Genomic DNA, 22,343 nt, shown 5'->3' on the forward strand with positions numbered 1-22,343 from the left:
AGCTATAACATTTCAAGTCGTTTTTTACGAAATATAATGAGTCGGACCATGGGTTGTAAGAACTATATCAGGGATGGTTATTAATACCTATCAACACTATCATTAGTTTTTTGCTCAGCTTTTACATATGTAGAGCAGTTGGTAATTAGTGAGACAGATTTTGCAGTAAATGTTTTCCTTCCCCTCTGTCCATTCTTGATGCATAATTTAATTGTTTTCCAGAATGTACCTCACCCAGAACCCTGCATCACACCAGCTCTTCCCAGCCTACTGGTTCGAACACCACTATAAATACAGGAGTGAACCCCGTGAGAAAGTCCAAGCTTAGAAACATGTCATTTTTCGCTAAGAATGTGACAGTATCATTCATTAGCACGATCCTGATCGGCGCTCTGCTGATCACCTCGAGTTATATTTTCCAGAGAAATGTCCTCATCGACCAGCTGCATGGGCAAATTTCTACTGTAACCGAGCATTGGGCTCAAGGCATTGACACGAAAGACGTAGAGCAGGCTGTGTCCGAAAAGAACTACAACGGAACTGTCACTGTGAAGCTCCGCGATTACTTTGATGACATCAGCAAGGACAATCCGAATGTAGCCCAGGCCTACATCTTCGGAACAGAGCTGCAGGACGGCACCAAAACCTCTGTTGTCGCCATGCCAACCTCTCTGATTAAGGCATTCTCGGAAAGTGAGCCTAAGCTGAACCCGGGTGACTTGTATCCCCAGCCGCAGGTGGTTGCAGATGGTATTGCCGAGATGCTGAACAATGACAAGCCTACTTTTACAAGCTTCTATGAAGACGGCTTCGGAACCTGGACCTCTATCCTTTATCCAATCAAGGACGACAGCGGCAAAATCTTTGCTTACTTCGCTGTTGATGTCGATGCCAGTGCCGTTCCGGCCGGTCTGCACAAGCTGCTGGTCAGCAGCATTTCCATTCTGGTCGTTGTGCTGATCATCTTCATGCTCCTTCAATATTTTATCGTCAAACGTACCATGGCTCCGATCCGTGCTCTCATGGCCGGTATTGATGAAGTGAGCCGCGGTAATCTGGATGTCCGCATTAAAACAGGCAATGACGATCTGGGACAGATCAATGACAAGTTCAATCTGATGGTCAGCCGTATGAACAACACGATGAATAAGGTACAGCAGACTTCCAGTGCCGTTACGGAAGCAGCACGCGAGCTGCTCGCCATCTCAGAGAAGAACAGCAGCAACGCCGTTGTCATCAATGACAACATTAACCATATCGAGAGCGGTGTCCGTACACAGGAACGCACGACGACCGACAATGCCCGTTCTGTCAGCGAGATGGCTACGGTTATCCAGACGATTGCTTCCAGCTCTGCCAATGTAGCTGATGAGGCTTATTCCATGGAGCAGCGCTCTATCCGCGGCAATGACGTTGTGAACAAAGTTGCTGAACAGATGACTTACATTACGAACTCTGTTACCGATACTTCCCGCGCCATCAAGCTGCTGGAGAGCCGTTCCAGAGAAATCGGAGATATTCTCGGCATCATTACAGGCATCTCCAGCCAGACCAACCTGCTGGCCCTGAATGCTTCTATAGAAGCAGCACGTGTAGGCGAGGAAGGCAAAGGCTTCGCCGTCGTTGCTGGTGAGGTACGCAAGCTGGCGGAGCAATCCGCTGAATCTGTAAATCAGATCTCCGGTCTGATTGAGGATATTCAGAAAGAAATCCGGCAGGCTGCCCAATCCATGGAACAAGGTATTACCGAGGTTGAAACCGGTCGTGAGGTGGCGGAACAGACCGGAGAACTGTTCGAGGATATCCTGCAAGCAACACAGAAAGTAGCATCCCAAATCCAGGAAGTATCCAGTGCTACCCAGCAGATTTCTGCAAGTACCCAAGAGTTGTCTGCGACAGCAGAAGACCTGTCCTCCACGGTCAGCAAAACAGCCGACAGCTGCACACAGATTTCCAAGGCGCTGGATGAGCAGACCTCTTCCCTTGGCTCGATCGTAAGCTCGTCCAACAAGCTGAGCGGCATGGCCGAAGAACTGGAAGATTTGATTCAGCATTTTAAAGTTCGCAAAGAAGAAACACCGAAGGAAGATTAATCAGCGTTGATAGCCCAAGTTTCAGACATGGAATAGAGAGACTATAGAAGAATGGAGAGAGGAAACCCATGGTCACACCAGACACAATTCAGCTGCCGGTCCTTCAAATTCCTTTTGACCAAGGACGCCAACAGCAGACTTACACTTACGATAGCGTGCAGATTGCGCTGCAGCCGGCTTTGTCGGAGGCACTGAGACAACAATACAACGAAGATGAACGCAGCACTTTTCTGCTTGCTGTGTACTTTGCGTGGCAATGCCGCCTTTCCGGCGGTGAAACCGAGTTAACTGCAGGGCTTCGCAGCAGCTCCGGAAACGGGGCGCTCGAAGCTATGGTGCTTGACCTGAAATCCATTTCCACCATCGCTCAGCTTCATCAGGCGGTGACCGAAGCTATGGCTGCCGGTCTGGTTCCTGTAACGGATCAGACGGTTGAAACCCTCTTTGGGTTCAACCAGCTGCATGCCGCTTCAGCTCCGCAAATTGTTAACTGGCACGTTGAGGAGAAGGAAGGGCAGTTCAGCTGTCATATTCAATATGACAGCTCCCTGCTGCGTGCAGAAACGATGCAGCGCTATAGTGATTACTACATTACATTACTAGACGCAGCCCTGCAGGATACGGAGCAATCTTTCCGGGCCATTGATATTCTCAAGGAATCTGATCGTGAAAAGTATGCGGAGCTGAATGCAACGGATGCAGCTTATGATCAGCGTCAGACCTATCATGGCATGTTTGAACAAGCGGTTACCCTGTATCCGGACCACAAGGCCATTGCCTCTTCAGAAAAAGTTTACACTTATGAGGCCCTGAACGAGCAGGCGAACCGCCTTGCTCATCACCTGCTGTCCCGGGGAGTAGTTAAAGGCGACTTTGTCACCATCTTTATGGACCGCAGCCTGGAGACCGTCATTTCTCTGCTCGGTATTATGAAGGCAGGCGGTGTCTATGTACCTCTGGACCCTGCTCACCCTTACGACCGTAACAGCTATATCGTGGAAGATACCAAATCACCGTTCATTGTAACCAAGTCGGCGTATCGGGAGCAGGCGCTGCAGCTATCCGGGGATATTCCTACCCTGCGCGGTGTCATTGCCTTGGACGAGCTGCGTGCTGATCTTCCTTCCCACAATCCTGATTTGCCGATTGAAGCAGATGATCTGGCTTACGTCATTTACACCTCGGGCACTACAGGAAAACCTAAAGGAACTCTTCTTGCCCACCGCGGTGTCGTTAATCTTGGCGAGGTCGTCCGCACCAGCTGCGACATTCAGCCGGAGGATGTACTGACCCAGTTTGCCACATACAGCTTTGATGCATCCATTTGGGACACGATCGGCGCCTTGTTCTACGGGGCACAGCTGTACCTGCTGTCTGCCGATGAACGGGTGTCGGTTGAAGATTTTGCAGATGCCATTGAACGGACAGGCACGACGATCATTACGATCCTGCCTACCGTCTTTTTCAACCAGCTGGCAGCTCACTTGTCCGATGAAGGCTTCCGCAAGCTGGAGAAGGTCAAGCTGATTACGATTGCTGGCGAGGCTCTGTACGGGGAACAGGTTCGAGCCTTCCAGCGAAAAGTAGGTGACCGGATGGGAATCATGAACATTTACGGACCTACCGAAGCAACTGTGGTAACGACTCTCCATAGAGTGGATGGTCTTGTTCCGGATTCACTGGTCAACATTCCGATCGGCAAGCCGATCCATAACTATAAAGTGTACATCGTGAATGAGGAGAACCAGCTCGCTCCGGTAAACGTTCCGGGTGAAGTGATCATTGCTACGCCGGCTCTTTCACGCGGTTACCTGAACCAGCCTGAACGGACGGCCCAGGTATTCGTCAGCAATCCATTTACCGAGGCAGATTCCCGGGCTCACGGCTCGGTCTATAAGTCCGGAGATATCGCAAAGCTGCTGGATGACGGCACGATTGAATATGTGGGACGCCGTGATTCCCAGCTCAAAATTCGGGGACACCGGATTGAAATCGGGGAAATTGAAGATAACTTCGCCAAAATTGACGGTGTGAAAGATGCTGTCGTCGTCGCTAAAAAAGAAGCGGACGGCCAAAATATGCTGGTCGGCTACTTTACTTCTGTTGACGGCTCCGCTATCGCTTCGACGGATATTAAGGCAGAGCTTACGGACAAGCTGCCTTCCTATTTTGTACCTAAATATATCTGCCAGCTGGATGCTATGCCGATCTCGCCAACGGGTAAAATCGACCGGAAATCCCTCGTCTCCTATCCGCATGAAGAGCAGGAACCGGAAGGGCCATGGGAAGCACCGCAGACCGAGACCGAGAAGCTGATTGCAGCAGCCTGGGAACAGACCCTGGGCAGAGCCCGCGTAGGTCTTCATGATGATTTCTTCCGGATCGGCGGCGATTCCCTGTATATTATCCATACATTGGTCATCCTGAAGCCTGCTTTCCCGGGACTGAAGATTGGTCACTTTTATGAATACCGGACACTCCAGGAACTGGCCCGCTTCGTGGATGAGGCGGGTGCACAGGAAGAGCAGCGGACGGCTGTAAAACCGGCTGACGGAAGCTATATCGATCTGAATGAACATCCGGTAGAACTGGTCGCAGGCGCCTCCCTCTCCACTGTGCGTACGCCGGAGAAAGTGCTTCTGACCGGTGCAACCGGCTATCTAGGCTCTCATCTGCTGTATGAGCTGCTCCAGCAGCCAGGCCTTCAAGTTTATGCCCTTGTCCGCCGAACGGCGGAAGAATCGGGAATGGAGCGTCTCCGCTCCACTTTCATTCGTTACTTTGGAACGGATGCAGCACGGCTGATGGAAGGTCGCGTTGAAGCTGTCGAGGGTGACCTCGAGCAGGAGAAGCTGGGTCTGAAGCAGGAACAGATCGACATGCTGATCGGGAATGTAGACAGCATCCTGCACAGCGCGGCCGATGTCCGTCATTTCGGTGACTCGGCTCAATTTGCCCGTACGAATGTGGCAGGGACCGAATTCCTGCTGGAACTGGCTTCTGCCAGACCAGGCGTATCTTTCCATCATGTGTCGACGCTTGGCATTCCGGAGGACCTAGCCCTGAGCGGACAATGGGATGAGGTTGTAGAGCTCGGGTATTTCCCAGATGACATGCATGTAGAGAATGTCTATACAGACAGCAAGCTCGAAGCCGAGAAGATCCTCTTCAAGGCAGCGGGCCAAGGCGTGCCAGTCAGCATTTACCGTGCCGGCAACCTGTCAAGCCGCTCGGCAGACGGCTTCTTCCAGCACAATATTGACAGCAACGCCATGTACCGGATGGTCAAAGCCATGCTGCTGCTCGGCAAGGCACCTGCAGCCGACTGGCAGATGGATTTTACGCCGATCGATTATGCAGCACGTGCTATCGTATCGCTTGCTCTGAATCCGGATAGCAGCGGCCGGGTCTTCCATATCTGCAATCCGCAGCCGCTGGCTTACAGTGAGCTGATCGCGTACATCAATCAATGCGGTTATGCTGTTGAAACCCTGCCATTCAGCGAGTATCAGCAGTGGCTGTTCGATGCAAGCATCGAGAAATCACAGGAAGGCGTCCAGCTTGCGATCGCTCAGCTCGAAGGTGACGGAGCCAAAGACTTTGCTTACCAATACGGCTGCCCGGTAACGAAGGCGATGCTGCAGCCAGCGGGTGTCAGCTGCCCTCCTGCGGATTTGTCTTTTGTTCGCAAAATGATTCAGCATGCGGCATCCATCCAGTACTTCCCGGCATCTACCGCCGTTGATCAGGAAGCGGAACTGATGACTCCTTAAAAATTCTTTAGAAACAGCGGTACCTTAGGGTACCGCTGTTTTGTATGATTTGAAATGACACCGTTGCTAAATTTGCAGCTAATAGCCGATACTACCTTCACCGGCCCTGCAGGCCAGCAACCTGATCTGAGGTGAACGAACACGATGAGACCAAGCGTTAATTTGGAGCAAATGCCGTACAGCCTCAACAGCCAAAATGTAGCCGATGCAACCCTCGCTTGGCTTGACCAACGGGGGGTCGTGCCGCGTGATATTGCTGAGCTGGTCCTCCTGCTGCAGCAGAAGTATTTCCCTGATCTTACGGTGGAGGAATGTGAAACCCATGTCGTTCAGGTGCTCCAAAAAAGAGAGGTTCAGAATGCAGTGTTAACCGGGATCCAGCTGGATCTGCTGTCCGAGCAGCGAGCCCTGCTGGCACCGCTTCAGGATATGGTCCAGCATGATGAGAGCCTGTACGGGGTCGATGAGATTCTGGCCTTCTCTATTATCAATGTCTACGGAAGCATCGGCTTCACAAATTACGGATATATTGATAAGCTTAAACCCGGTATTCTTGCCAAATTAAACGACCCTACTGACGGGCGTATTCATACTTTTCTGGATGACCTGGTAGGAGCGATTGCCGCCGCTGCGAGCAGCCGGATTGCCCACCGCAAGCAGGCTGAACATGAACAGCAGCCGGAAGAGAACGCTATGTTGGAGGGATACGGGAATCCGGCAGCCATACCGTAATAGACAGCCAGGGGGAAACGATACATGGAACAGCTGCGTTTGATGCAAATGACAGACCATGAGCAAATGATGGCCTTATGGGAGAAAAGCGACGGCGTTGTCGTCAGTGAAGCAGACACACCAACAGAGCTGGCCCAGTTCCTGCAGCGGAATCCCGGGCTGAGCTATGTCGCCGAACAGGACGGACAGATCATTGGTACGGTGCTTGGCGGTCATGACGGACGACGAGGCTTTCTGTATCATCTGGCGGTAGAGCAGGCTCATCGCGGCAGACGTCTGGGCCAAAGACTGGCCGAGGCCTGTCTCCACAGCTTAGCCGAGCAGGGTATTACGAAATGCCATATCTTCGTTGTCGCTGACAATGAAGATGGACAGCGTTTCTGGACCCGCTGCGGTTGGGAGAAACGGGACACCTTCTTCGTCTACTCCAGGTCACTGGCCTAGCGGCTATGAAAACGGCATCCTTCAGGGCGTTCGTCCATCTCCGCTTCCCCGCGCCGGACAAGCTCGATCAGATGAGCCAGCGCTTCAGACATGGCAAACCGGAATTGATGAATGCCGAGCTTATCCCCGAATAAGCGAATACATACTTCATAGCCCGACAGGGCTCCTTCCTGCAGCATTGCAGCAATCCGGGTCAACCGCTCTTCATGGTGCTGAAGCAAGGCCTCTGTTCTCGCCTCAAAATGACCAAATGGATTGCGGTGTCCCGGATAAGCGTTCTGCACCTTGAGATGCCCCAGCTTCTGCAGTCCGTTCAAGTAGGAATGAAGCGGCTGCGGATCACTTCCCGGCAGCAGGCTTACATTCGGTGAGATCTGCGGCAGAACGGCATCTCCGCACAAGATCAGCTGCAGCTCCGGCTGATACAGGGATACATGGCCCGGTGCATGTCCGCCTGTCTCTACAGGCTTCCACAGCCGGCCACCCATCATCAGCGGTTCGGCTTCGTCTAAGAACTGGACATGGGGTGCCGGTGTCACCTGGCTGTCAAAGCTCTCCAGATGCTCACGCAGCGGTATCTCTAGTGCTGAGGGCATTCCATGCCGGCCAAACCATCGCGGCATATCTTCATTCAAGGAGGATTCCGATCCCCACATGTAGTTGGCTTCCTGCCAGCTGCGCTGTGACATTAAGACCGGAGCGCCGCTGCGTTCCTGCATCCAGCCTGACAATCCATAATGATCAGGATGATGATGGGTTAGGACAATCTCATGAATATGCGTATATTGGATACCGAGCTTATCCAGCACTTCATCCCATTCCTTCTCCGTCCCTTCACTGCGCGGACCCGGATCAATGACGGTAACCCTACCGTCTATACCCTGAACCAGATAGCTGTTCACCCAGCGCAGCGGAAAGGACATCGTAATCTTCACCTGTTTAATTCCGTCTTCCCATTCTGTGATTTCAGGCATTTTCTTCATTCTTATTCTTCCTCTCTCAAGCCCAGCCGCATGTGCTATACAAAGTGGCTCTTAATGTAAATATCTATATGTATATCGTGCCTGCAGCCTTCCTGCAAGCTGGATGCTGCGGTATCTATGAGCTGCACCCCGCCTGCTGAAGATCCTGCAAACCATCGAGTTCGGACCCTCAGTTGGGCCGGGTCCCTGCAAATATCATACGCCGTGACCCTTCCGGGTCGTAGTCCCTTTCATCGTAATCACCATGCACCTCATCTACCTGCAGGCCTGCCTTATCCAGCATAAACCGCAGTCTCTCCTCCTCGTACAGCTTCACCCGCTCGTGATAGATGCGCGGTTCTTCACTGCCGCTGGAAATCCGGATATCCTTGATGACAAAACCGTTCTTGATACTGCGTTCCTCCACAATATGATGCCCGTCTTCCTCCCGCTCGGAGCAGAGGACAAGCGTATTTTTAACGTATACCGGATTCATATAATCAATCAGAAAAGCCCCGCCCGGCTTAAGCAGCCGCCGGATTTCGCGCAGCACTTTCATCTGTTCCTCATCCTCACGGAAATAACCGAACGATGTAAACAGATTAACGACGGCATCAAATTCCAGATCCAATGGTACCTCGCGCATATCTCCGTGAATCCAGTTTACATGATCCGAAGGGTCACTTGCGCGTGCTTCCCTCAGCAGGACATCCGACAGATCGACTCCGGTTACCTGGTATCCCGCATCAGCCAGAGCCATCGAATGACGCCCCATGCCGCAGCAAAGGTCAAGCACCCGGGCTCCCTGCGGAAGATCAAGCCAGGACACCATTTGTTTTGTTTCCTTCCGGGCCCCCTGGACATCCCGGTGTTTATACACGAGCAGATAGTCTTCGCCAAAGCTTTTTTCATACCAATCCTTCATTATTATCCCTCCGGAGCACCTGTAATCATTGTAGCATTCCAACTTTGCTTTTCGTCCAGCCAGTTGGATTCGTTCCCTATATATTGTACCCTTGAAGAGAATAATCGAACGCTTAAGGGAGGTGCAGGCACATGCCGCACATCGGACTGACAGGCTGGGGAGACCATGAAGACCTGTATCCTGCCGGTACCAAGCCCAAGAATATGCTGGGGATCTACAGCAGCTACTTTACAGTCGTCGAGGTGGACAGTTCCTTCTATGCCGTCCAGCCCCGCGATCGGATGGCCCGCTGGGTTTCCGAGACACCGGGTGAGTTTCAGTTTATTGTCAAAGCCTATCAGGGTATGACCGGCCATCTGCGCGGTAAACCCTACTTCAGTAATGACGATGATATGTATACCGCATTTCTTGAATCTATTAAGCCTATGAGGGAAGCGGGCAAGCTGCAGGCTGTCCTGTTTCAGTACCCGCCCTGGTTTGACTGCACCCGCGAACACGTCGCCTTGTTGAGAGAAACCCGGCGCAGAATGGGAGACATCCGCTGTGCGCTCGAATTCCGTCATCAGAGCTGGTTTTCCGATGCCTTTAAGACCCGTACACTGCAATTTATGCGGGATGAGCGCTGGATTCACAGCATATGCGACGAACCGCAGGTCAGTCCGGGCTCCGTGCCTACTGTCCTCGAAGCAACAGATCCGGATCTGACCATCGTCAGACTGCATGGCCGCAATGCCTCGGGCTGGCAGCAGAACGGCGCCGAGAACTGGCGCGAGGTGCGGTATCTGTACCGGTACGACGAAGCAGAGCTGGAGGATTGGCGGCAGAATCTGCTGCAGCTGTCCGGGCAGAGCCGAGAGGTCAGTGTTATTTTCAATAATAACTCCGGCGGCGATGCGGCAGCCAATGCAACCCGGCTGATGGCGATGCTTGGCCAGAACCCTAAACCGCTTGTTCCACCGGACAGCACGCAAGGGGAAGAACCGCCTGAACAGCTGAGTCTGTTCTGAAGCCGAAATGATTCCGGTCCTGCCATTTAACAGGATCAGAGAATCAGCCGATAAAAGAAGAGATACACCAAAACGCTTCGGCAGAAGCCTGGTTTATGGAGGTTCCTTTATGGATATTGCTGCAATGTCAATGGCGATGAGCCAGACCCAGCTTGCACAGCAAGCATCGATTCAAGTTCTGAATATGGCCAAGGAACAAGCACAGAGTCAGGGACAAGGCCTGGTACAGCTGCTGCAATCCAGTCCCAGTCCGCACCCTAATCTGGGAAGCAGACTGGACATCTCGATCTGACCCATAGTGGAAAGAAAGAAAAAGGCTGTCTTTCCGCAGTTTTACAGCGGTTAAGACAGCCTTTTTTTCAGCCAGGTTTGAGAAAATCGATAAATAGATAAGTTCGTTCATCACCATGCAACACCATCAGCAGACGCCGATGGTTGCCTGTCATTAATTTTTGATCGTTACGGTTTTGGTATCCGGGTTCCACTGGACAGTACCGCCGAACCAGCTTGGCAGCGCCGACAGCGGAATCATGACATGGTTATTCTGGTACCGGGACGGGACAACCAAGGCCACCTTGGTTCCATTCAGCTTGGCCGCCTTACTGCCTACCTGATGAACAATGGTACGCTGCTTCCGCGGCAGGTTGAGCGTTACTGTTTCGCTGCTTCCGTTCCACTGGATACCAGCTCCAAGCGCAGCTGCGGTCTCTCTCAGCGGGATGTAGGCCCGCCCTTCATCCACAATCAATGGGTCATTCAGCTTAACAGACGTTCCGTTAATAACCAGCTTGCCCCCGTTGATCACATGGCTGACCGGGGCCGTGCTGCTGCCGGCTGGCGAGGTCAATGGATAACCTGCTTTGACCGCGATCGCCTCCATGCTCAGATTCGAGCTGATGATAACAGCCTGGGTATTGCGGTTCACCTGCGGAAATAACCAGCGAATCTCCTCATTATGCATCCGGATACAGCCGGAGCTTACATATTTGCCAATGGAGCTCTCATTGTTGTTGCCGTGAATGGCGTAGGTTGTTCCCGGCGTTCCGTTAACCTCCAGTCCAAGCCACCGGTCACCCAACGGATTCTTCGGATCACCACCTGCGATATGCTCTTTATAATAAGGGCGGTTCTTGATCTTGCTGACAATCCGGAAAGTCCCTTCCGGGGTGAGGCTCTTGGTTCTGCCCGTACCAACCGCAAAGATGCGGACAAGCTGGCCGTTATTGAAAAATGCAAGCTTGTTGGTCTTCTTGTTCACAATAATCAGCTGCTTGCCTGTACTGGCTTCCGTAGCCGCCGGTGAAATTCCCGTCAAACCGAGCACCAGCAGCAGGCTCATCATGATCATGCTTATGCGTTTCATCGTAAAACAGTATCCCTCCTTGTGTCTGTTCCCCTTTGTGCGGATGTCCCGGCTTTATGCATACTCTTCATCCGGAAAGGATATGCCTGTGTACATCCATATTTCGGAAAATTCACACATGCCTCATACTAAACGTTTTAAAATACGAATGGTTGCACTTTTCTGCGCGAAATTTAATAGAGCCTGTCCTTTCTCTCTTGCTCTCAAACTGTTCATTTACTAGAGTCAGCACCGTCCTGAAGAATCCATCACAAAAAGCCCGCTCCAAGGAGCAGGCTTAAGAAGGTTTCATGATATTTGGTGCTCACACTTAAAGTTTGCGGGCCGTCAGCGTAAACGTTTTGGGTATGCCCTTGTCGAATACATCGGAAGACTGATTCGGCAGTTCTTCCAGCACCTGAATGAACAGACCTGCCGCCGCAACAGCGGTTACGATCTCACCCAGCGTCCAGTGCCGCAGCTGCACCTTCTGTACGTCAGCCTGCCGCTTCTCTTCCGGCAGAAATTTATAAAAGGACACTTCCGTCTCATGCAGGGATGAATCGAAGTAATCACCGGTCACTTTATGCTTACGGATGTTGGCTGTCGTTCCCCGTGAGCTGATGAGTTTGGTGGATACAGGATGGAAATCCTGCAGCACAAAGGTCCCGCCGGAGCGAAGCAGCTTGGCCACCACTTCAAACAGCGGCTGCAAATCCTGAAAATAATGCAAAATCCCGAATTCCATAAACGCAACATCACAGGTCCCATTGAGGATGGTTTCCGGCAGCTGCAGTACATCAGCCAGTACATAATCGAGCTTCACACCGGCTGCGGCAGCCATTTCCTCTGCGTACACCTTATTATCTTCCGAGAAGTCCACGATGGTAACTTCACCGCCCAGCAGCGCCAGTGCAATCCCCTTATTGCCGTTGGACCCCAGCAGATTCACAATCTTTTTCCCGCGGATCTCCCCCATATACTGCAGAGCACTGCCGACCCGCTTCGCCGGATCCGCCTTAATCTTGGCAGCCGCCTCTTCCGGTGTGCCGAACCGGTGCAGCCAGGCTTGATAGGCGCCTGAATTCCATGCTTGTTGATTCTGATGTCCTGATTCCAATCTGTTCCCTCCATCGAGCTGTCATCCATTAGTCAATCTTACTTGTGCCATCATACTATACCCTTGTCCAAACATCCAATCTCTCATGCGGTCTGTAGAGCCTAGGATTGCAATCGATATACAACAAAATTGGAAAAACGACATCATTAATGACAAAACTGACATGATTTTTAATGTTTTTGACTGGATTCTAGTGGTTTAATAGATAATATCTAATCTATAAGGTAACGTCGGCAGTCATATTGCAGAACAGGCCAAGGGCCGGATTTACAAGATTTAAAGGAGCACGAGGCATATGCACAGAAAAATCCAAGTACAACAGGCGATGGTGGCGCAGAAGCCCGTGATCATTCATTTGATCAGCGGTGAGACCTATGAAGGCCTATGTCAGGAGCATGAAGATCCGCAGCTCTTTCAGGTACTGACTGAGAAGGGCATTATTACAGTTCCCTATTGGGCTATCAAGCGGGTGATTCAGCCCAAATCATCCTCTCCTGCCCCGCTCTCAGACTAAGGGCACAGGTAATAGAGGCCGTTCTCATACTGGAACGGTCTCTTCCTCATGTACGGCCGCTGTATGCCGCGCTGCGGATCCGGTCTGTCTCTGCAGAACATTTGAGCATGCTTTAGGATGAAATTCACGTTCACACTGCATCCCACCTAGCCCGCCTCCACCAGGAAGCGGGCTAGGGTTCATATACACCCGGGTCTCAGTTTAGATTTTCTTTTCCTGCTGAACTGTGCATCTTGCTTATCCATTCGCTAAAATAAATCACCTCATGGGATGAAGCATCTGGCTTATCATTCAGCAGCGCAATCAGCTCCAGGCTGTTCCCGTCCGGATCATCAAAATAGATGCTGGCCGCCGGCATCCAGGTATGAACAAGCGGCTCCACCGGCTCACGTCCAAAGGCCGGCGTGGGCTGGATTCCTGATTGCCGCAGCCACTCTATTCCCTTCCCGATCTTTTCCAGCGCCACTTCAAATGCATAATGCCGCAGCTGTATTTCCTGGTTCTCTTCCACTTCCTGTACGCCCAGCATTTGTCGGCCTTTTCCAATATAGAAAAAAGCCCTTCTCCGATGTTCAATTACATGGGCCAGTTCCAGTCCAAGCTTCTGATAAAAGGCAATGGAACGCTCCAGGTTGGCGGCTTGGATGTGGGTCTCATAAAGGCTTGTAATCATTTTTATACCTATCCTTTCATACACCACAGTCGGCTTATATTCTCGGCTTATGCCTATACCCATATTAAAGACTGTGTTCATTCTCTGCGTCAGCCAAAGAGATGATTTTTCATACGAAATCCTATCCGACCTTTGACGTAGGGAAAACCATGCTGAATTTATCGCTCCGATAGGGTTGACTCTCACGTTTCGTGATACTTTAAAGTACATAGCGAAGGGAGAGGATTCACCTTGAAGATCAAAGAAGCCGCTGATCTGGCTGGCATCAGCGTCCGTACGCTGCATCATTACGACGAGATCGGGCTGCTCGTGCCCGATCAGGTGACGGAAGCCGGCTACCGGCTGTATTCAGAGGATAATCTGGAGATGCTGCAGCAGATTTTACTGTTCCGGGAGCTCGGTTTTCCACTGCGGCAGATTCAGGATATCATTCATAATCCGGACTTTGACCGTCAGGAAGCGCTCGAGATGCACAAGGGCATTCTCCTGGAACGGCGTGCCCGGCTGGACAAAATGATCCATACACTGGAGCAGACGCTCCTGCACACGAGAGGGGAAATGAACATGTCAAGCCAGGATAAATTTAAGGGATTTGATTTCAGCAGCAATCCGTATGAACAGGAAGCCCGTGAACGCTGGGGGAACGGCCCCGTAGACCGGGCCCATGCCAAGACAGCATCCATGAGCCAGGAAGAGCAGGATGCTGTAACATCCAGCATGAATACCATCTACCGCAGGCTTGCCCTGCTGCGCCATCAGCCAGCGGACTCTGCAGAAGCCCAAGCGGCGATTGGAGAGTGGTACCGGCTGCTGAATACGATGGGAACCTATTCACTTCAGGCGTTCAAGGGTCTGGGGGAGCTGTACGTGCAGGATGAACGCTTTACCCTTAATATGGATCAATTCGGTGAAGGGCTGGCTGCCTTCATGCGCGATGCGATGGCGTTCTATGCCGATCAGCAGGAGAACAGGGAGCCTTAGGTGTCCACGATTACAGGGCTTTATTTTCATGAATCGGGAAAAAGGTGTAAAATAGAGAAATCTATCGTATAAGGAGGATCCATCACTTATGGATTACCAAAGTTATTTCGCCAACCAACGTGACGAACATCTGAAAGAGCTGCAAGAATGGCTGTCCATTCCCAGCATTTCTGCCCTGTCCGCACACAAGGAAGATGTGAATCGCGCTGCACAATGGGCTGCCGATACCCTGACCCGGGCCGGTCTTGAGCATGTTGAAGTTCATCCGACAGCCGGTCATCCGATCGTGTACGCCGATCATCTGCATGCTCCTGGCAAGCCAACCATTCTTATCTACGGCCACTATGATGTGCAGCCCGTGGATCCACTGAACCTGTGGGAGACGCCTCCATTCGAGCCTTCCATTCGCGACGGCAAACTGTATGCGCGGGGAGCGACCGATGACAAAGGACAGATCTTCCTACATATCAAAGCTGTGGAAGCCATCCTCAAACAGGAAGGCGAGCTGCCGGTAAATGTCAAATTCTGTATTGAAGGAGAAGAGGAGGTATCCAGTCCGAACCTGCCGCTGTTCCTGAACGATAACCAGGAGAAGCTAGCAGCGGATGCAGTGCTGATCTCAGATACAGCCCTGCTGGAGAAAGGCAAACCTGCCATCTCTACTGGTCTGCGCGGCCTCTGCTCCCTTGAAGTTTCGATCAACACAGCGAACACGGATCTGCACTCCGGCAGCTTCGGCGGCGGTGTGCCGAACGCGCTGCATGCCCTTGTAGAGCTGCTTGCTACCCTGCATGACAAGCAGGGCCGTGTCAGCGTAGACGGCTTTTATGAAGGCGTGCCTGTCCTGTCTCAGGACATGCGTGATGAGTTCGCCAAGCAGAATTTCAATGAAGACAAGCTAAGACAAGATCTGGGTCTCGACGAGCTCTTCGGCGAAGAAGGATTTACCTTCGTGGAACGTACCGGCGCCCGTCCAACACTGGAATTGAACGGCGTATACGGCGGATTCCAGGGTGAAGGCACCAAGACCGTGATCCCGAAGGAAGCTCATGCCAAAATTACATGCCGTCTGGTCGGTGACCAGGATCCGGAATATATTCTGGACCGGATTGAAGCGCACTTGATTGCGAATAATCCAATCGGCGCCAAGCTGACGATCGTCAAGGGAGAGAAAGCCTTTGCTTTCAACACAGACCATTCCCATCCGATGCTGCAAAAAGCAGCCGATGCCTTCGAGAAGGTCTACGGTACACGCGCCCTGTTCACCAAGGACGGCGGCTCCATTCCGATTGTGGCCACCTTGTCCCATGTGCTGAATGCACCAGCTGTTATGATGGGCTTCGGTCTTCCGGATGAGAACCTGCATGCCCCGAATGAGCATTTCAACCTGGAGAACTTTGATAAAGGTCTCCTGACCATCGTAGAATATTTGAAGCTCGTGTAATGTCAAAAGCCTTCCTCCCGTACTGCAATGCAGGACGGGAGGAAGGCTTTTATTATTTATAGAGGCAGCATGCCCTGTCGTTCCGCTATGACCTTGCAGTTCTTGCATACCCCTGCAACACTGCCCTGTTCTCCCGCATAGAAGGTCAGACGCTTATGCTCCTCCCTGCAGTATGAACACTTCTGTATATGACCCCTGCCTGTTGATCCTGATCCCGCACCGGATGAGGCTCCTGCCATATGCAGGTCATTGCGGCTGCCCCGGGACGATGCGAGCCGTGAAGCACGGCGCCGGCTGTATTTCTTCATTGACACCACCTGGGCAGGATGATTCCTGCGGCGGAAGCCCATAAACAATAACGGCATACAGGCAATCAGCGCGACCAACAGGATGGATATATATATCATGCATTAACACCTTTCTTGCCTGGAATAGAAACTAGGCTTTTGCTCATGTCTAAGCTCATTCTATCACAATTCCGGTGCTAAATCGGCATATTTCAGGATGATTTAACTTAAATGTAAAGATTGCTGTTAAGCCCTTACATGAACTCGTTCAGAATTCGTTCAGAACCGGCTGTTACAATTATTGGATGACAATGAGGAACCAGGGGGTCACAAACACATGATAACCGCCAATGTACTGTACCCGGATATTCAGGGTCCGGAACAGCTGATTCGGCTTGTTGAAGCCACAGGCCATATTCAGGTCAGCGGCGCAGCATCCTCCATCACAGACATAATGGCACATCTGCAGACCACGCAGCCGCATCTGTTATTCATTCATACCGTGTCCATCAATTCTGCCAGCTGGTATACGGCCGATCTGATCGCCGAGCAGTTTCCAGAGCTGAAGATCGTCATTACTCGTCTCGGCTCTAGACAGCTTCACTGCATGAAGCATGAAGCATGAACAGCCCCCTGCTTACTGAACCAAAAACCATGGTGCATCCTTCATACATCGAATCATACAAAGCGCCACGTTATAAAAAGGCTGTCCCCATCGGTTCATGGACACAGCCCGGGGTACAGCCCTTCTATATTTTTCACGTTGCAATTAATGAGCGTCACGCTTCTTCTCGAATCCCAGCCGTACGGCCTCGAACCAGACCACATGTCCCTTGTCGTTCGGCTTCACACCGTCTACAAGAATGGTATCCAGGTTGTCCTTATACTGCGAGCGGTAATAGGCATATACGTCCATATAGTTCCATTTTTTTGCTTCTGCCAGTTTTTTCGCTGCCGCGGCGTAATCGTCCATCGTTAATCCGATGTTGTTCCTGATGTCCTTCTCAACCCCTTTCGGGTTGGCAGACAACAGAACAATCTCAGCTTCAGGCAGCTTGCTGTGCAGGATCTGAACCAGTGCCTTAATGTTACTCATGCTTGTCTCCACTGGTACAGCCTGACTGTGATCGTTCTGCAGTGAGGTTTCCAGAAGGACGACCTGCGGTTGCTGCGATATGACGGCTTCATATTTCTTCTCCTCCAGCAGGGAAGATGTGCTGTAACCGGCATAACCGCTGCTATAAATCTCGGTATTGAACAGCCCCTGATCTACACGGAGATAATTCAGCAGCTGGCCCACCCAAGAGGCAGCAAAGCTGCTGGCCCCCGCACCTGCACTTACACTGCTGCCCAGCGTGGAGATCCGGATCGGCGTCTCATCATGATTCTTTTCCTTCAATGCAGCCATGTAGTGCAAGTCATCGAGAATAGAACGCGGCTGATGGACAGGGCTGTACCGGGCCACCTTGGCCTCGACTCGCTGCGCCTCACTCTGATCCACCTTCTCCGCCATCCGTTCTCCCTGCTTTTCATTCGATGCTAATACCGTATCCCAATGCCTGCTGCCAAAAAAGAGGATGACCAAAAGTGCAAAAGCTCCCACAACCGTCGCTGCCGCCATACCTGTGAAATTTCTTCTCATGATCAATCTCCTATCCTATCTTTATGATACAAATCGTATCATGATAGACAGAGGACTGCAAAGGGGCTTTTTTTGCTGAAATCTTGCGGATCCCGTCCCTCTGCAGCGAATCTATCAATTAGAGAAGGTGTACCAAGCCAGGATCAGCACGGCACACAACATCAGCAAATAGAATACAAACAGCACACTCAAGCCTGCAGCACCGAGGTAACGGATGATCCTGGCGAGAAAAGCTTTCATACGTTAATCCAGCTTCACACTCTGGTTCATTGTCGTCCAATCAGCACCGATAATCCCCAGCCGCCAGACGGCAATGCCTTTGAGACCGTAACGTTTGGCCAGCCCGATCTTCGTGTCAACCGAATCGGCATTCTCGCTGCTCATGGAAATACCCAGTACAAGCTTGTCCCTGGAAGCCTGCTTCAGTGCAAGACGAACAGCTTCATCCACCTTGGCATCCGGCTCAGGGCTCTTCTGATCTCCATAGGCATATGCCATCAGGATCAGATCATCGGCCAGCTTCGCAAGTGTTCCGTAATCATAACCGCCGTAAGCGCCATTCGGCGGCGGTACCGCCACACTCAGCTTAAGACCCTTGGCATGCAGCTCGGAGGCTATATTTTTCACAAACGTATTATACTGAGCCTTCACCTTGGCTTTGTCTCCCGTTAACCCTAGACCCTCCAGATCAAGAACTACACCCTTGAAGCCTTTGTCCGTAGCTAGTGCCGATATCTTCGATATCGTCTCCTTCTGCAGCTGCTCATTCTCGATATTCTGGGTCAGCTGCCCTTTGCCGTCGACCCCGTATACCATCAGGTATGGCGTGTCACCGATCTGGCTCGTCTGCTGTACCAGAGATTCTGGTGTTACGGCTCCCGCTGCCTGCGGCCAGCCGAACTGGTTCGCCGGGCCTGAAGTTGTAAATTGGCCGTTCTCGTCAATATGACTCCAGCCGAAGGCGACTGCATCAAATCCCGGCATCAACGAACTTTCATCATACGAAGAAATAGCATAGAACCCCAGCGTATACATATCTTCACGCGGAGATGTTATGGATACCGTCTTGGACGCCTGATTCCACTGCACCTGGGCGCCAAACTGCTGGCTGAAGAAGCTGAGCGGGATCATCGTGCTGTTGGACAGCGTCTGCGGAGCGGCCGCCAGCGGTATCTTTACCCCGTTGACGAGAGCGGTCTTGCTGCCCAGGGTCAGAACGACCTTCTGGCTTCCGCTGTTTCCGTTCTTGGTTGCCGTAATTTGTTTCAGCTGCTGGTTCCAGGTCACCATAATCCCCAGCGCCTCCGAGATCGCCCGGAACGGCACCATCGTGGTCCCCTTCATGACAGCCGGCTGGACCGGGAACGGAAGCGGGTATCCGTCCAGCAGGATGCTGACTTTCCCCGCTGCCGCTGCATCCACACTTGTCCCTGTAGACATGGAAGCTCCACCGGCAAGCAGAGAGCAGCATAGCAAAAGTTTGGTTATTGTTTTCATCAATTGCAGCTCCTTTTCTCGCTAAGATTAGATCGTACGCAACATGAGCAATGATAGATTCATAGGCGCACTTATACTAGTCTAAACGTCTGCCGTGCACAAGGAGTTACAGGGTTTTCATATTTTTCTATTCAATCATAGGACTGGAAGTGGCTCATCAAGAGCAATCTGCAGCATAAAAAGCCCTCTTTGAACTCCTTTCAGTGTGAAAGGAGCAAGAAGGCTCCGAGGCCCCGCGGGAACGAAGCTCCGTCAGATTTTTAACTCCCCGAGCTTAATCAGCTCGACAACTGCCTGCGAACGACCCTTTACATTCAGCTTCTGCATCACGTTAGAGATGTGATTTCGCACCGTCTTCTCGCTGATGAACAGCTGCCCGGCGATATCGCGTGTTGTTTTGTCCTGCACCAGCAGTTCAAATACTTCACGTTCTCGATGGGTTAACAAAAATTTGTTCTTATGGTCGCTACCCTTCAAAGTCACCCCTCCTTGCCCGGGTTTATGTGATGTAACAAGTTAGGGATACAGTCAAATCATAGTATGTCAGCTGTGTTGGGTTGGTTCGGTGCAGGCATAAAAATGGGCTTGCATGCATAGGCGGTCCGCATACTTGACCAAACGAAAACGAAAGCGCTATACAGCACTTTAAGATATGCACCAAAAAAACCGCCACCAAGTGACGGTTCTTCGGTCCAAAACCTGAGTATCAGTTCTTAATCTTAAATTTCTCCACGGCCGTCTGCAGCTCTTCGGCCATACCTGAGAGATGCTGAGCTGAAGCGGCAATCTCCTGGATCGCGGCCAGCTGCTCTTCCGTACCTGCCACCACATCCTGAATGCTGACCGAAGCCTCTTCGGAGATTTGCGTTACGTCAGCCATATCGGCCAGCACCTTGCCTGCATTCCGGGACATGGTATCCGAAGATACCGATACGGACTGAATCTGCTGAACGACTTCCTCGATCGACGAATAGATCTCTCCGAACACTTTGCCCGTCTCATCGACCATCCCTATGCCTTCCCGGACTTCATGATATACAGCGTCCATCGAGACAGCGGCAGCAGCAGCCTCCTGTTCAATCGCACGGACCAGCTCCGTAATCTGCAGAGCCGATTGGTTGGACTGCTCCGCAAGCTTACGGATTTCAGAGGCGACTACGGCAAATCCTGCACCATACTCACCCGCGCGGGCAGCTTCTATTGAAGCGTTCAGGGCCAACAGATTCGTCTGTGAGGCAATACCGGTAATCACCTCTACAATCTGAACGACCTGAAGGGACCGCTCACGGAAACCTTCAATGTCTTTGGCCAGATTCTCCACCTTGCTGCCAATGGAATTCATCTGCAGCACAGCCGTCTGAGCCGTCTCGTTCCCCTGTTGAGCACGGGCACTTGTCTCCGCAGATGACAGGACAACTTCTCCTGCATGACGGGACACCGTACCCAGCTGTTCAATCATGCCATCCATCTCTTGACTTGTTGAACGAATGGAACGAACCTGTTCAGCTGCACCGTGTGCAACCTGCTGGATAGATTCTGCAGACTGCTCGCTCGACTTGGAGCTTTGATCCGCACTTGCAGCCATCTCTTCCGCTGAAGAAGCCAGCTGGTCTGTCGTGTCTCCAACCTTCTCAATAATCTGTTGAAGAGAATCCGCCATGTTATTAAATGATATCCCCAATCGGCCAAGCTCGTCCGAACCGATATTCTGAACACGTTCGGTCAGATCGCCTTCGCTGATTCGCCCGGAAACGGTATGCAGGCGCTTCAGCGGCTTGAGAATGGACGTGAGAATCCACAGAACAAGGAGACCTCCGATTATCATGGAAGCAATCAGCACAATCAGCGTGATTCTCAAAATAGGTGCCGCCTGTTGGGTTACTTCATCCTGATACATCGTTCCTGCAATTTTCCAATGCGTCAGCTTGTTGGTCGTGAAAGCCATCTTCTTCATATCTTTATTCTCATAAAGGTAATCAAAATAGCCGCTGTCACTCTTGTAAAGATTATTATTCTGCACATTATCCGGCGCCTTCGTACCAGCCTCTTTGGTCGGATGGGACACAAAATTTTTGTTGGCGTCCATAATATAAGCATATCCCTCGGAGCCAATTTTGACTTTTTGGGTGATTTCACTGATTTTGTTCACCTTCACGTTGATGGCGGCCACACCATGCCCGTCTTCCGTCGTTCTGGCGACGGTGACAACCAGGTTTCCGGTAGCCTTCGACACGTAAGGGGAGGTTATGATAACATCTCCTGCTGTCTTCATCGCTGAAGTATACCATTCGCGGACTCTGGGGTCATAATCTGCCGGATTTGCAAAGGTAGAGGGAGAGTTCATATATAATCCTGACTCAGTCCCCACATAAGCGAGTTCCACTTCAGGGTGTGCCTGCATAAAAGAATCCAGGATTGTTCTGACAGGAGCACTGTCCCCGACGTTTGAGCCGTTCAACGGTGTAACATTCGAAAGATCCGTCAGACGCCCCAGCCAGGCAACTTCCTGGAATTTGGCAGATACATATTCATTAATAATATTATTGAGCCGGTCCACATTCTCTTCAGCTGCAGCAATCATCTGCTGATCGATCTTCTCCTTGGCTGTCTGGAAGGAGGTCCAGGAGATCAAAATCGTCGGGATGAGAAGAATGGTGAGAAAGGAATAGATCAACCGGCTGCGGATGGATAATGAGCGTTTCGTTCCTTCTTGGATCCTTTCTTTTCGCCGAGATGGTTTGAATTTTGCTTTTGTTATTGTCACAATAGTGCTCCCTTCTTGTTGCCCAATCACCGTATGATCAGGAGTCTTGTCGGCCGTTTACTGAGTAAATATCGGTTAGTTTGCTGGATAAATTAAGTTATCAGCACAGTGAGCTTTCAGAATTTCATTTTCCTCCCACTAAG

Annotated in this window: 21 protein-coding genes; 10 read left to right on the forward strand and 11 right to left on the reverse strand. The window is 51.5% G+C overall.

Annotation, left to right across the window (positions count from 1 at the left end; genetic code table 11):
- Positions 1 to 332 precede the first annotated feature (332 nt).
- The 4 genes from Q5741_RS10965 to Q5741_RS10980 all read left to right on the forward strand — a co-directional run bounded on the left by Q5741_RS10965 (position 333) and on the right by Q5741_RS10980 (position 7,042).
- Positions 333 to 2,093, forward strand: a complete 1,761-nt coding sequence (locus Q5741_RS10965; protein WP_305024312.1) for a methyl-accepting chemotaxis protein — start codon at positions 333 to 335, stop codon at positions 2,091 to 2,093.
- A 68-nt stretch (positions 2,094 to 2,161) separates the two neighbouring features.
- Positions 2,162 to 5,866: a non-ribosomal peptide synthetase family protein gene (locus Q5741_RS10970; protein ID WP_305024131.1), complete on the forward strand. Its 3,705-nt coding sequence runs from the start codon at positions 2,162 to 2,164 to the stop codon at positions 5,864 to 5,866.
- Positions 5,867 to 6,010: 144 nt separating this feature from the next.
- Positions 6,011 to 6,598, forward strand: a complete 588-nt coding sequence (locus Q5741_RS10975; protein WP_305024132.1) for a phosphatidylglycerophosphatase A family protein — start codon at positions 6,011 to 6,013, stop codon at positions 6,596 to 6,598.
- Between the two features lie 24 nt (positions 6,599 to 6,622).
- Positions 6,623 to 7,042: a GNAT family N-acetyltransferase gene (locus Q5741_RS10980; protein ID WP_305024133.1), complete on the forward strand. Its 420-nt coding sequence runs from the start codon at positions 6,623 to 6,625 to the stop codon at positions 7,040 to 7,042.
- Here the strand turns inward: Q5741_RS10980 and Q5741_RS10985 are convergent.
- A complete protein-coding gene (locus Q5741_RS10985) occupies positions 7,039 to 8,025 on the reverse strand; it encodes an MBL fold metallo-hydrolase (RefSeq protein WP_305024134.1) in 987 nt (328 codons plus the stop codon). The two genes, Q5741_RS10980 and Q5741_RS10985, sit on opposite strands and share 4 nt — an antisense overlap.
- Positions 8,026 to 8,194: 169 nt before the next feature.
- Positions 8,195 to 8,929 (reverse strand): class I SAM-dependent methyltransferase, encoded by a 735-nt coding sequence (locus tag Q5741_RS10990; protein ID WP_305024135.1) that lies wholly within the window; start codon positions 8,927 to 8,929, stop codon positions 8,195 to 8,197.
- A 131-nt stretch (positions 8,930 to 9,060) separates the two neighbouring features.
- Between Q5741_RS10990 and Q5741_RS10995 the strand changes: the two genes are divergently transcribed.
- Positions 9,061 to 9,936: a DUF72 domain-containing protein gene (locus Q5741_RS10995; protein ID WP_305024136.1), complete on the forward strand. Its 876-nt coding sequence runs from the start codon at positions 9,061 to 9,063 to the stop codon at positions 9,934 to 9,936.
- A 109-nt stretch (positions 9,937 to 10,045) separates the two neighbouring features.
- Complete coding sequence (locus Q5741_RS11000; RefSeq protein WP_305024137.1) at positions 10,046 to 10,228, forward strand: YjfB family protein; 183 nt, start codon at positions 10,046 to 10,048, stop codon at positions 10,226 to 10,228.
- 153 nt (positions 10,229 to 10,381) lie between these two features.
- Here Q5741_RS11000 and Q5741_RS11005 read toward each other — a convergent pair whose 3' ends face one another.
- Both Q5741_RS11005 and Q5741_RS11010 read right to left on the reverse strand, forming a co-directional pair.
- On the reverse strand, positions 10,382 to 11,299 hold the full coding sequence (locus tag Q5741_RS11005) for a L,D-transpeptidase family protein (RefSeq protein WP_305024138.1): 918 nt from the start codon (positions 11,297 to 11,299) through the stop codon (positions 10,382 to 10,384).
- A 310-nt stretch (positions 11,300 to 11,609) separates the two neighbouring features.
- Positions 11,610 to 12,398, reverse strand: a complete 789-nt coding sequence (locus tag Q5741_RS11010) for a class I SAM-dependent methyltransferase (protein WP_305024139.1) — start codon at positions 12,396 to 12,398, stop codon at positions 11,610 to 11,612.
- Positions 12,399 to 12,693: 295 nt separating this feature from the next.
- Here Q5741_RS11010 and Q5741_RS11015 point away from each other — a divergent pair, with 295 nt between their 5' ends.
- The gene (locus Q5741_RS11015; protein WP_305024140.1) at positions 12,694 to 12,912 is read left to right on the forward strand and encodes a hypothetical protein; all 219 of its coding nucleotides are present in this window, start codon (positions 12,694 to 12,696) and stop codon (positions 12,910 to 12,912) included.
- Between the two features lie 196 nt (positions 12,913 to 13,108).
- Here the strand turns inward: Q5741_RS11015 and Q5741_RS11020 are convergent, their stop codons facing one another.
- Complete coding sequence (locus Q5741_RS11020; protein WP_305024141.1) at positions 13,109 to 13,585, reverse strand: VOC family protein; 477 nt, start codon at positions 13,583 to 13,585, stop codon at positions 13,109 to 13,111.
- Between the two features lie 231 nt (positions 13,586 to 13,816).
- On the opposite strand from Q5741_RS11020, the gene Q5741_RS11025 reads away from it, so the two are divergent.
- Both Q5741_RS11025 and Q5741_RS11030 read left to right on the forward strand, forming a co-directional pair.
- Positions 13,817 to 14,566 carry a MerR family transcriptional regulator gene (locus Q5741_RS11025; protein ID WP_305024142.1) on the forward strand — a complete coding sequence of 250 codons (750 nt, stop codon included), beginning with the start codon at positions 13,817 to 13,819 and terminating at the stop codon, positions 14,564 to 14,566.
- An 88-nt stretch (positions 14,567 to 14,654) separates the two neighbouring features.
- Positions 14,655 to 16,010 carry a dipeptidase gene (locus tag Q5741_RS11030; RefSeq protein ID WP_305024143.1) on the forward strand — a complete coding sequence of 452 codons (1,356 nt, stop codon included), beginning with the start codon at positions 14,655 to 14,657 and terminating at the stop codon, positions 16,008 to 16,010.
- A 56-nt stretch (positions 16,011 to 16,066) separates the two neighbouring features.
- On the opposite strand, the gene Q5741_RS11035 is transcribed toward Q5741_RS11030, so the two are convergent.
- Positions 16,067 to 16,417, reverse strand: a complete 351-nt coding sequence (locus Q5741_RS11035; protein WP_305024144.1) for a hypothetical protein — start codon at positions 16,415 to 16,417, stop codon at positions 16,067 to 16,069.
- A 217-nt stretch (positions 16,418 to 16,634) separates the two neighbouring features.
- On the opposite strand from Q5741_RS11035, the gene Q5741_RS11040 reads away from it, so the two are divergent.
- Positions 16,635 to 16,922: a hypothetical protein gene (locus tag Q5741_RS11040; protein WP_305024145.1), complete on the forward strand. Its 288-nt coding sequence runs from the start codon at positions 16,635 to 16,637 to the stop codon at positions 16,920 to 16,922.
- 144 nt (positions 16,923 to 17,066) lie between these two features.
- Here Q5741_RS11040 and Q5741_RS11045 read toward each other — a convergent pair whose 3' ends face one another.
- The 5 genes from Q5741_RS11045 to Q5741_RS11065 all read right to left on the reverse strand — a co-directional run bounded on the left by Q5741_RS11045 (position 17,067) and on the right by Q5741_RS11065 (position 22,200).
- Positions 17,067 to 17,939, reverse strand: coding sequence for an SGNH/GDSL hydrolase family protein (locus Q5741_RS11045; RefSeq protein ID WP_305024146.1), 873 nt, complete (start codon positions 17,937 to 17,939; stop codon positions 17,067 to 17,069).
- Positions 17,940 to 18,053: 114 nt separating this feature from the next.
- Entirely contained in the window at positions 18,054 to 18,179 is a 126-nt protein-coding gene (locus Q5741_RS11050; protein WP_305024147.1) for a hypothetical protein, read from the reverse strand.
- A 3-nt stretch (positions 18,180 to 18,182) separates the two neighbouring features.
- Complete coding sequence (locus Q5741_RS11055; protein ID WP_407074348.1) at positions 18,183 to 19,436, reverse strand: stalk domain-containing protein; 1,254 nt, start codon at positions 19,434 to 19,436, stop codon at positions 18,183 to 18,185.
- A 252-nt stretch (positions 19,437 to 19,688) separates the two neighbouring features.
- Positions 19,689 to 19,913, reverse strand: coding sequence for a helix-turn-helix domain-containing protein (locus Q5741_RS11060; RefSeq protein WP_305024148.1), 225 nt, complete (start codon positions 19,911 to 19,913; stop codon positions 19,689 to 19,691).
- A 229-nt stretch (positions 19,914 to 20,142) separates the two neighbouring features.
- The gene (locus Q5741_RS11065) at positions 20,143 to 22,200 is read right to left on the reverse strand and encodes a methyl-accepting chemotaxis protein (RefSeq protein WP_305024149.1); all 2,058 of its coding nucleotides are present in this window, start codon (positions 22,198 to 22,200) and stop codon (positions 20,143 to 20,145) included.
- Between the last annotated feature and the right edge of the window lie 143 nt (positions 22,201 to 22,343).

The organism is Paenibacillus lacisoli, assembly GCF_030580655.1.
Lineage (GTDB): Bacteria > Bacillota > Bacilli > Paenibacillales > Paenibacillaceae > Paenibacillus > Paenibacillus lacisoli.

Excerpts from the sequence above, each read along its gene's own strand:
- Q5741_RS11035 (WP_305024144.1), bottom strand. The coding sequence starts at position 16,417 with ATGATATATATATCCATCCTGTTGGTCGCGCTGATTGCCTGTATGCCG.
- Q5741_RS10995 (WP_305024136.1), top strand. The coding sequence starts at position 9,061 with ATGCCGCACATCGGACTGACAGGCTGGGGAGACCATGAAGACCTGTAT.
- Q5741_RS11055 (WP_407074348.1), bottom strand. The coding sequence starts at position 19,436 with ATGAAAACAATAACCAAACTTTTGCTATGCTGCTCTCTGCTTGCCGGT.
- Q5741_RS11050 (WP_305024147.1), bottom strand. The coding sequence starts at position 18,179 with ATGAAAGCTTTTCTCGCCAGGATCATCCGTTACCTCGGTGCTGCAGGC.
- Q5741_RS10990 (WP_305024135.1), bottom strand. The coding sequence starts at position 8,929 with ATGAAGGATTGGTATGAAAAAAGCTTTGGCGAAGACTATCTGCTCGTG.
- Q5741_RS10985 (WP_305024134.1), bottom strand. The coding sequence starts at position 8,025 with ATGAAGAAAATGCCTGAAATCACAGAATGGGAAGACGGAATTAAACAG.
- Q5741_RS11015 (WP_305024140.1), top strand. The coding sequence starts at position 12,694 with ATGCACAGAAAAATCCAAGTACAACAGGCGATGGTGGCGCAGAAGCCC.
- Q5741_RS10975 (WP_305024132.1), top strand. The coding sequence starts at position 6,011 with ATGAGACCAAGCGTTAATTTGGAGCAAATGCCGTACAGCCTCAACAGC.
- Q5741_RS10965 (WP_305024312.1), top strand. The coding sequence starts at position 333 with ATGTCATTTTTCGCTAAGAATGTGACAGTATCATTCATTAGCACGATC.
- Q5741_RS11020 (WP_305024141.1), bottom strand. The coding sequence starts at position 13,585 with ATGATTACAAGCCTTTATGAGACCCACATCCAAGCCGCCAACCTGGAG.
- Q5741_RS11000 (WP_305024137.1), top strand. The coding sequence starts at position 10,046 with ATGGATATTGCTGCAATGTCAATGGCGATGAGCCAGACCCAGCTTGCA.
- Q5741_RS11030 (WP_305024143.1), top strand. The coding sequence starts at position 14,655 with ATGGATTACCAAAGTTATTTCGCCAACCAACGTGACGAACATCTGAAA.
- Q5741_RS11005 (WP_305024138.1), bottom strand. The coding sequence starts at position 11,299 with ATGAAACGCATAAGCATGATCATGATGAGCCTGCTGCTGGTGCTCGGT.
- Q5741_RS10980 (WP_305024133.1), top strand. The coding sequence starts at position 6,623 with ATGGAACAGCTGCGTTTGATGCAAATGACAGACCATGAGCAAATGATG.
- Q5741_RS11045 (WP_305024146.1), bottom strand. The coding sequence starts at position 17,939 with ATGAGAAGAAATTTCACAGGTATGGCGGCAGCGACGGTTGTGGGAGCT.
- Q5741_RS11040 (WP_305024145.1), top strand. The coding sequence starts at position 16,635 with ATGATAACCGCCAATGTACTGTACCCGGATATTCAGGGTCCGGAACAG.
- Q5741_RS10970 (WP_305024131.1), top strand. The coding sequence starts at position 2,162 with ATGGTCACACCAGACACAATTCAGCTGCCGGTCCTTCAAATTCCTTTT.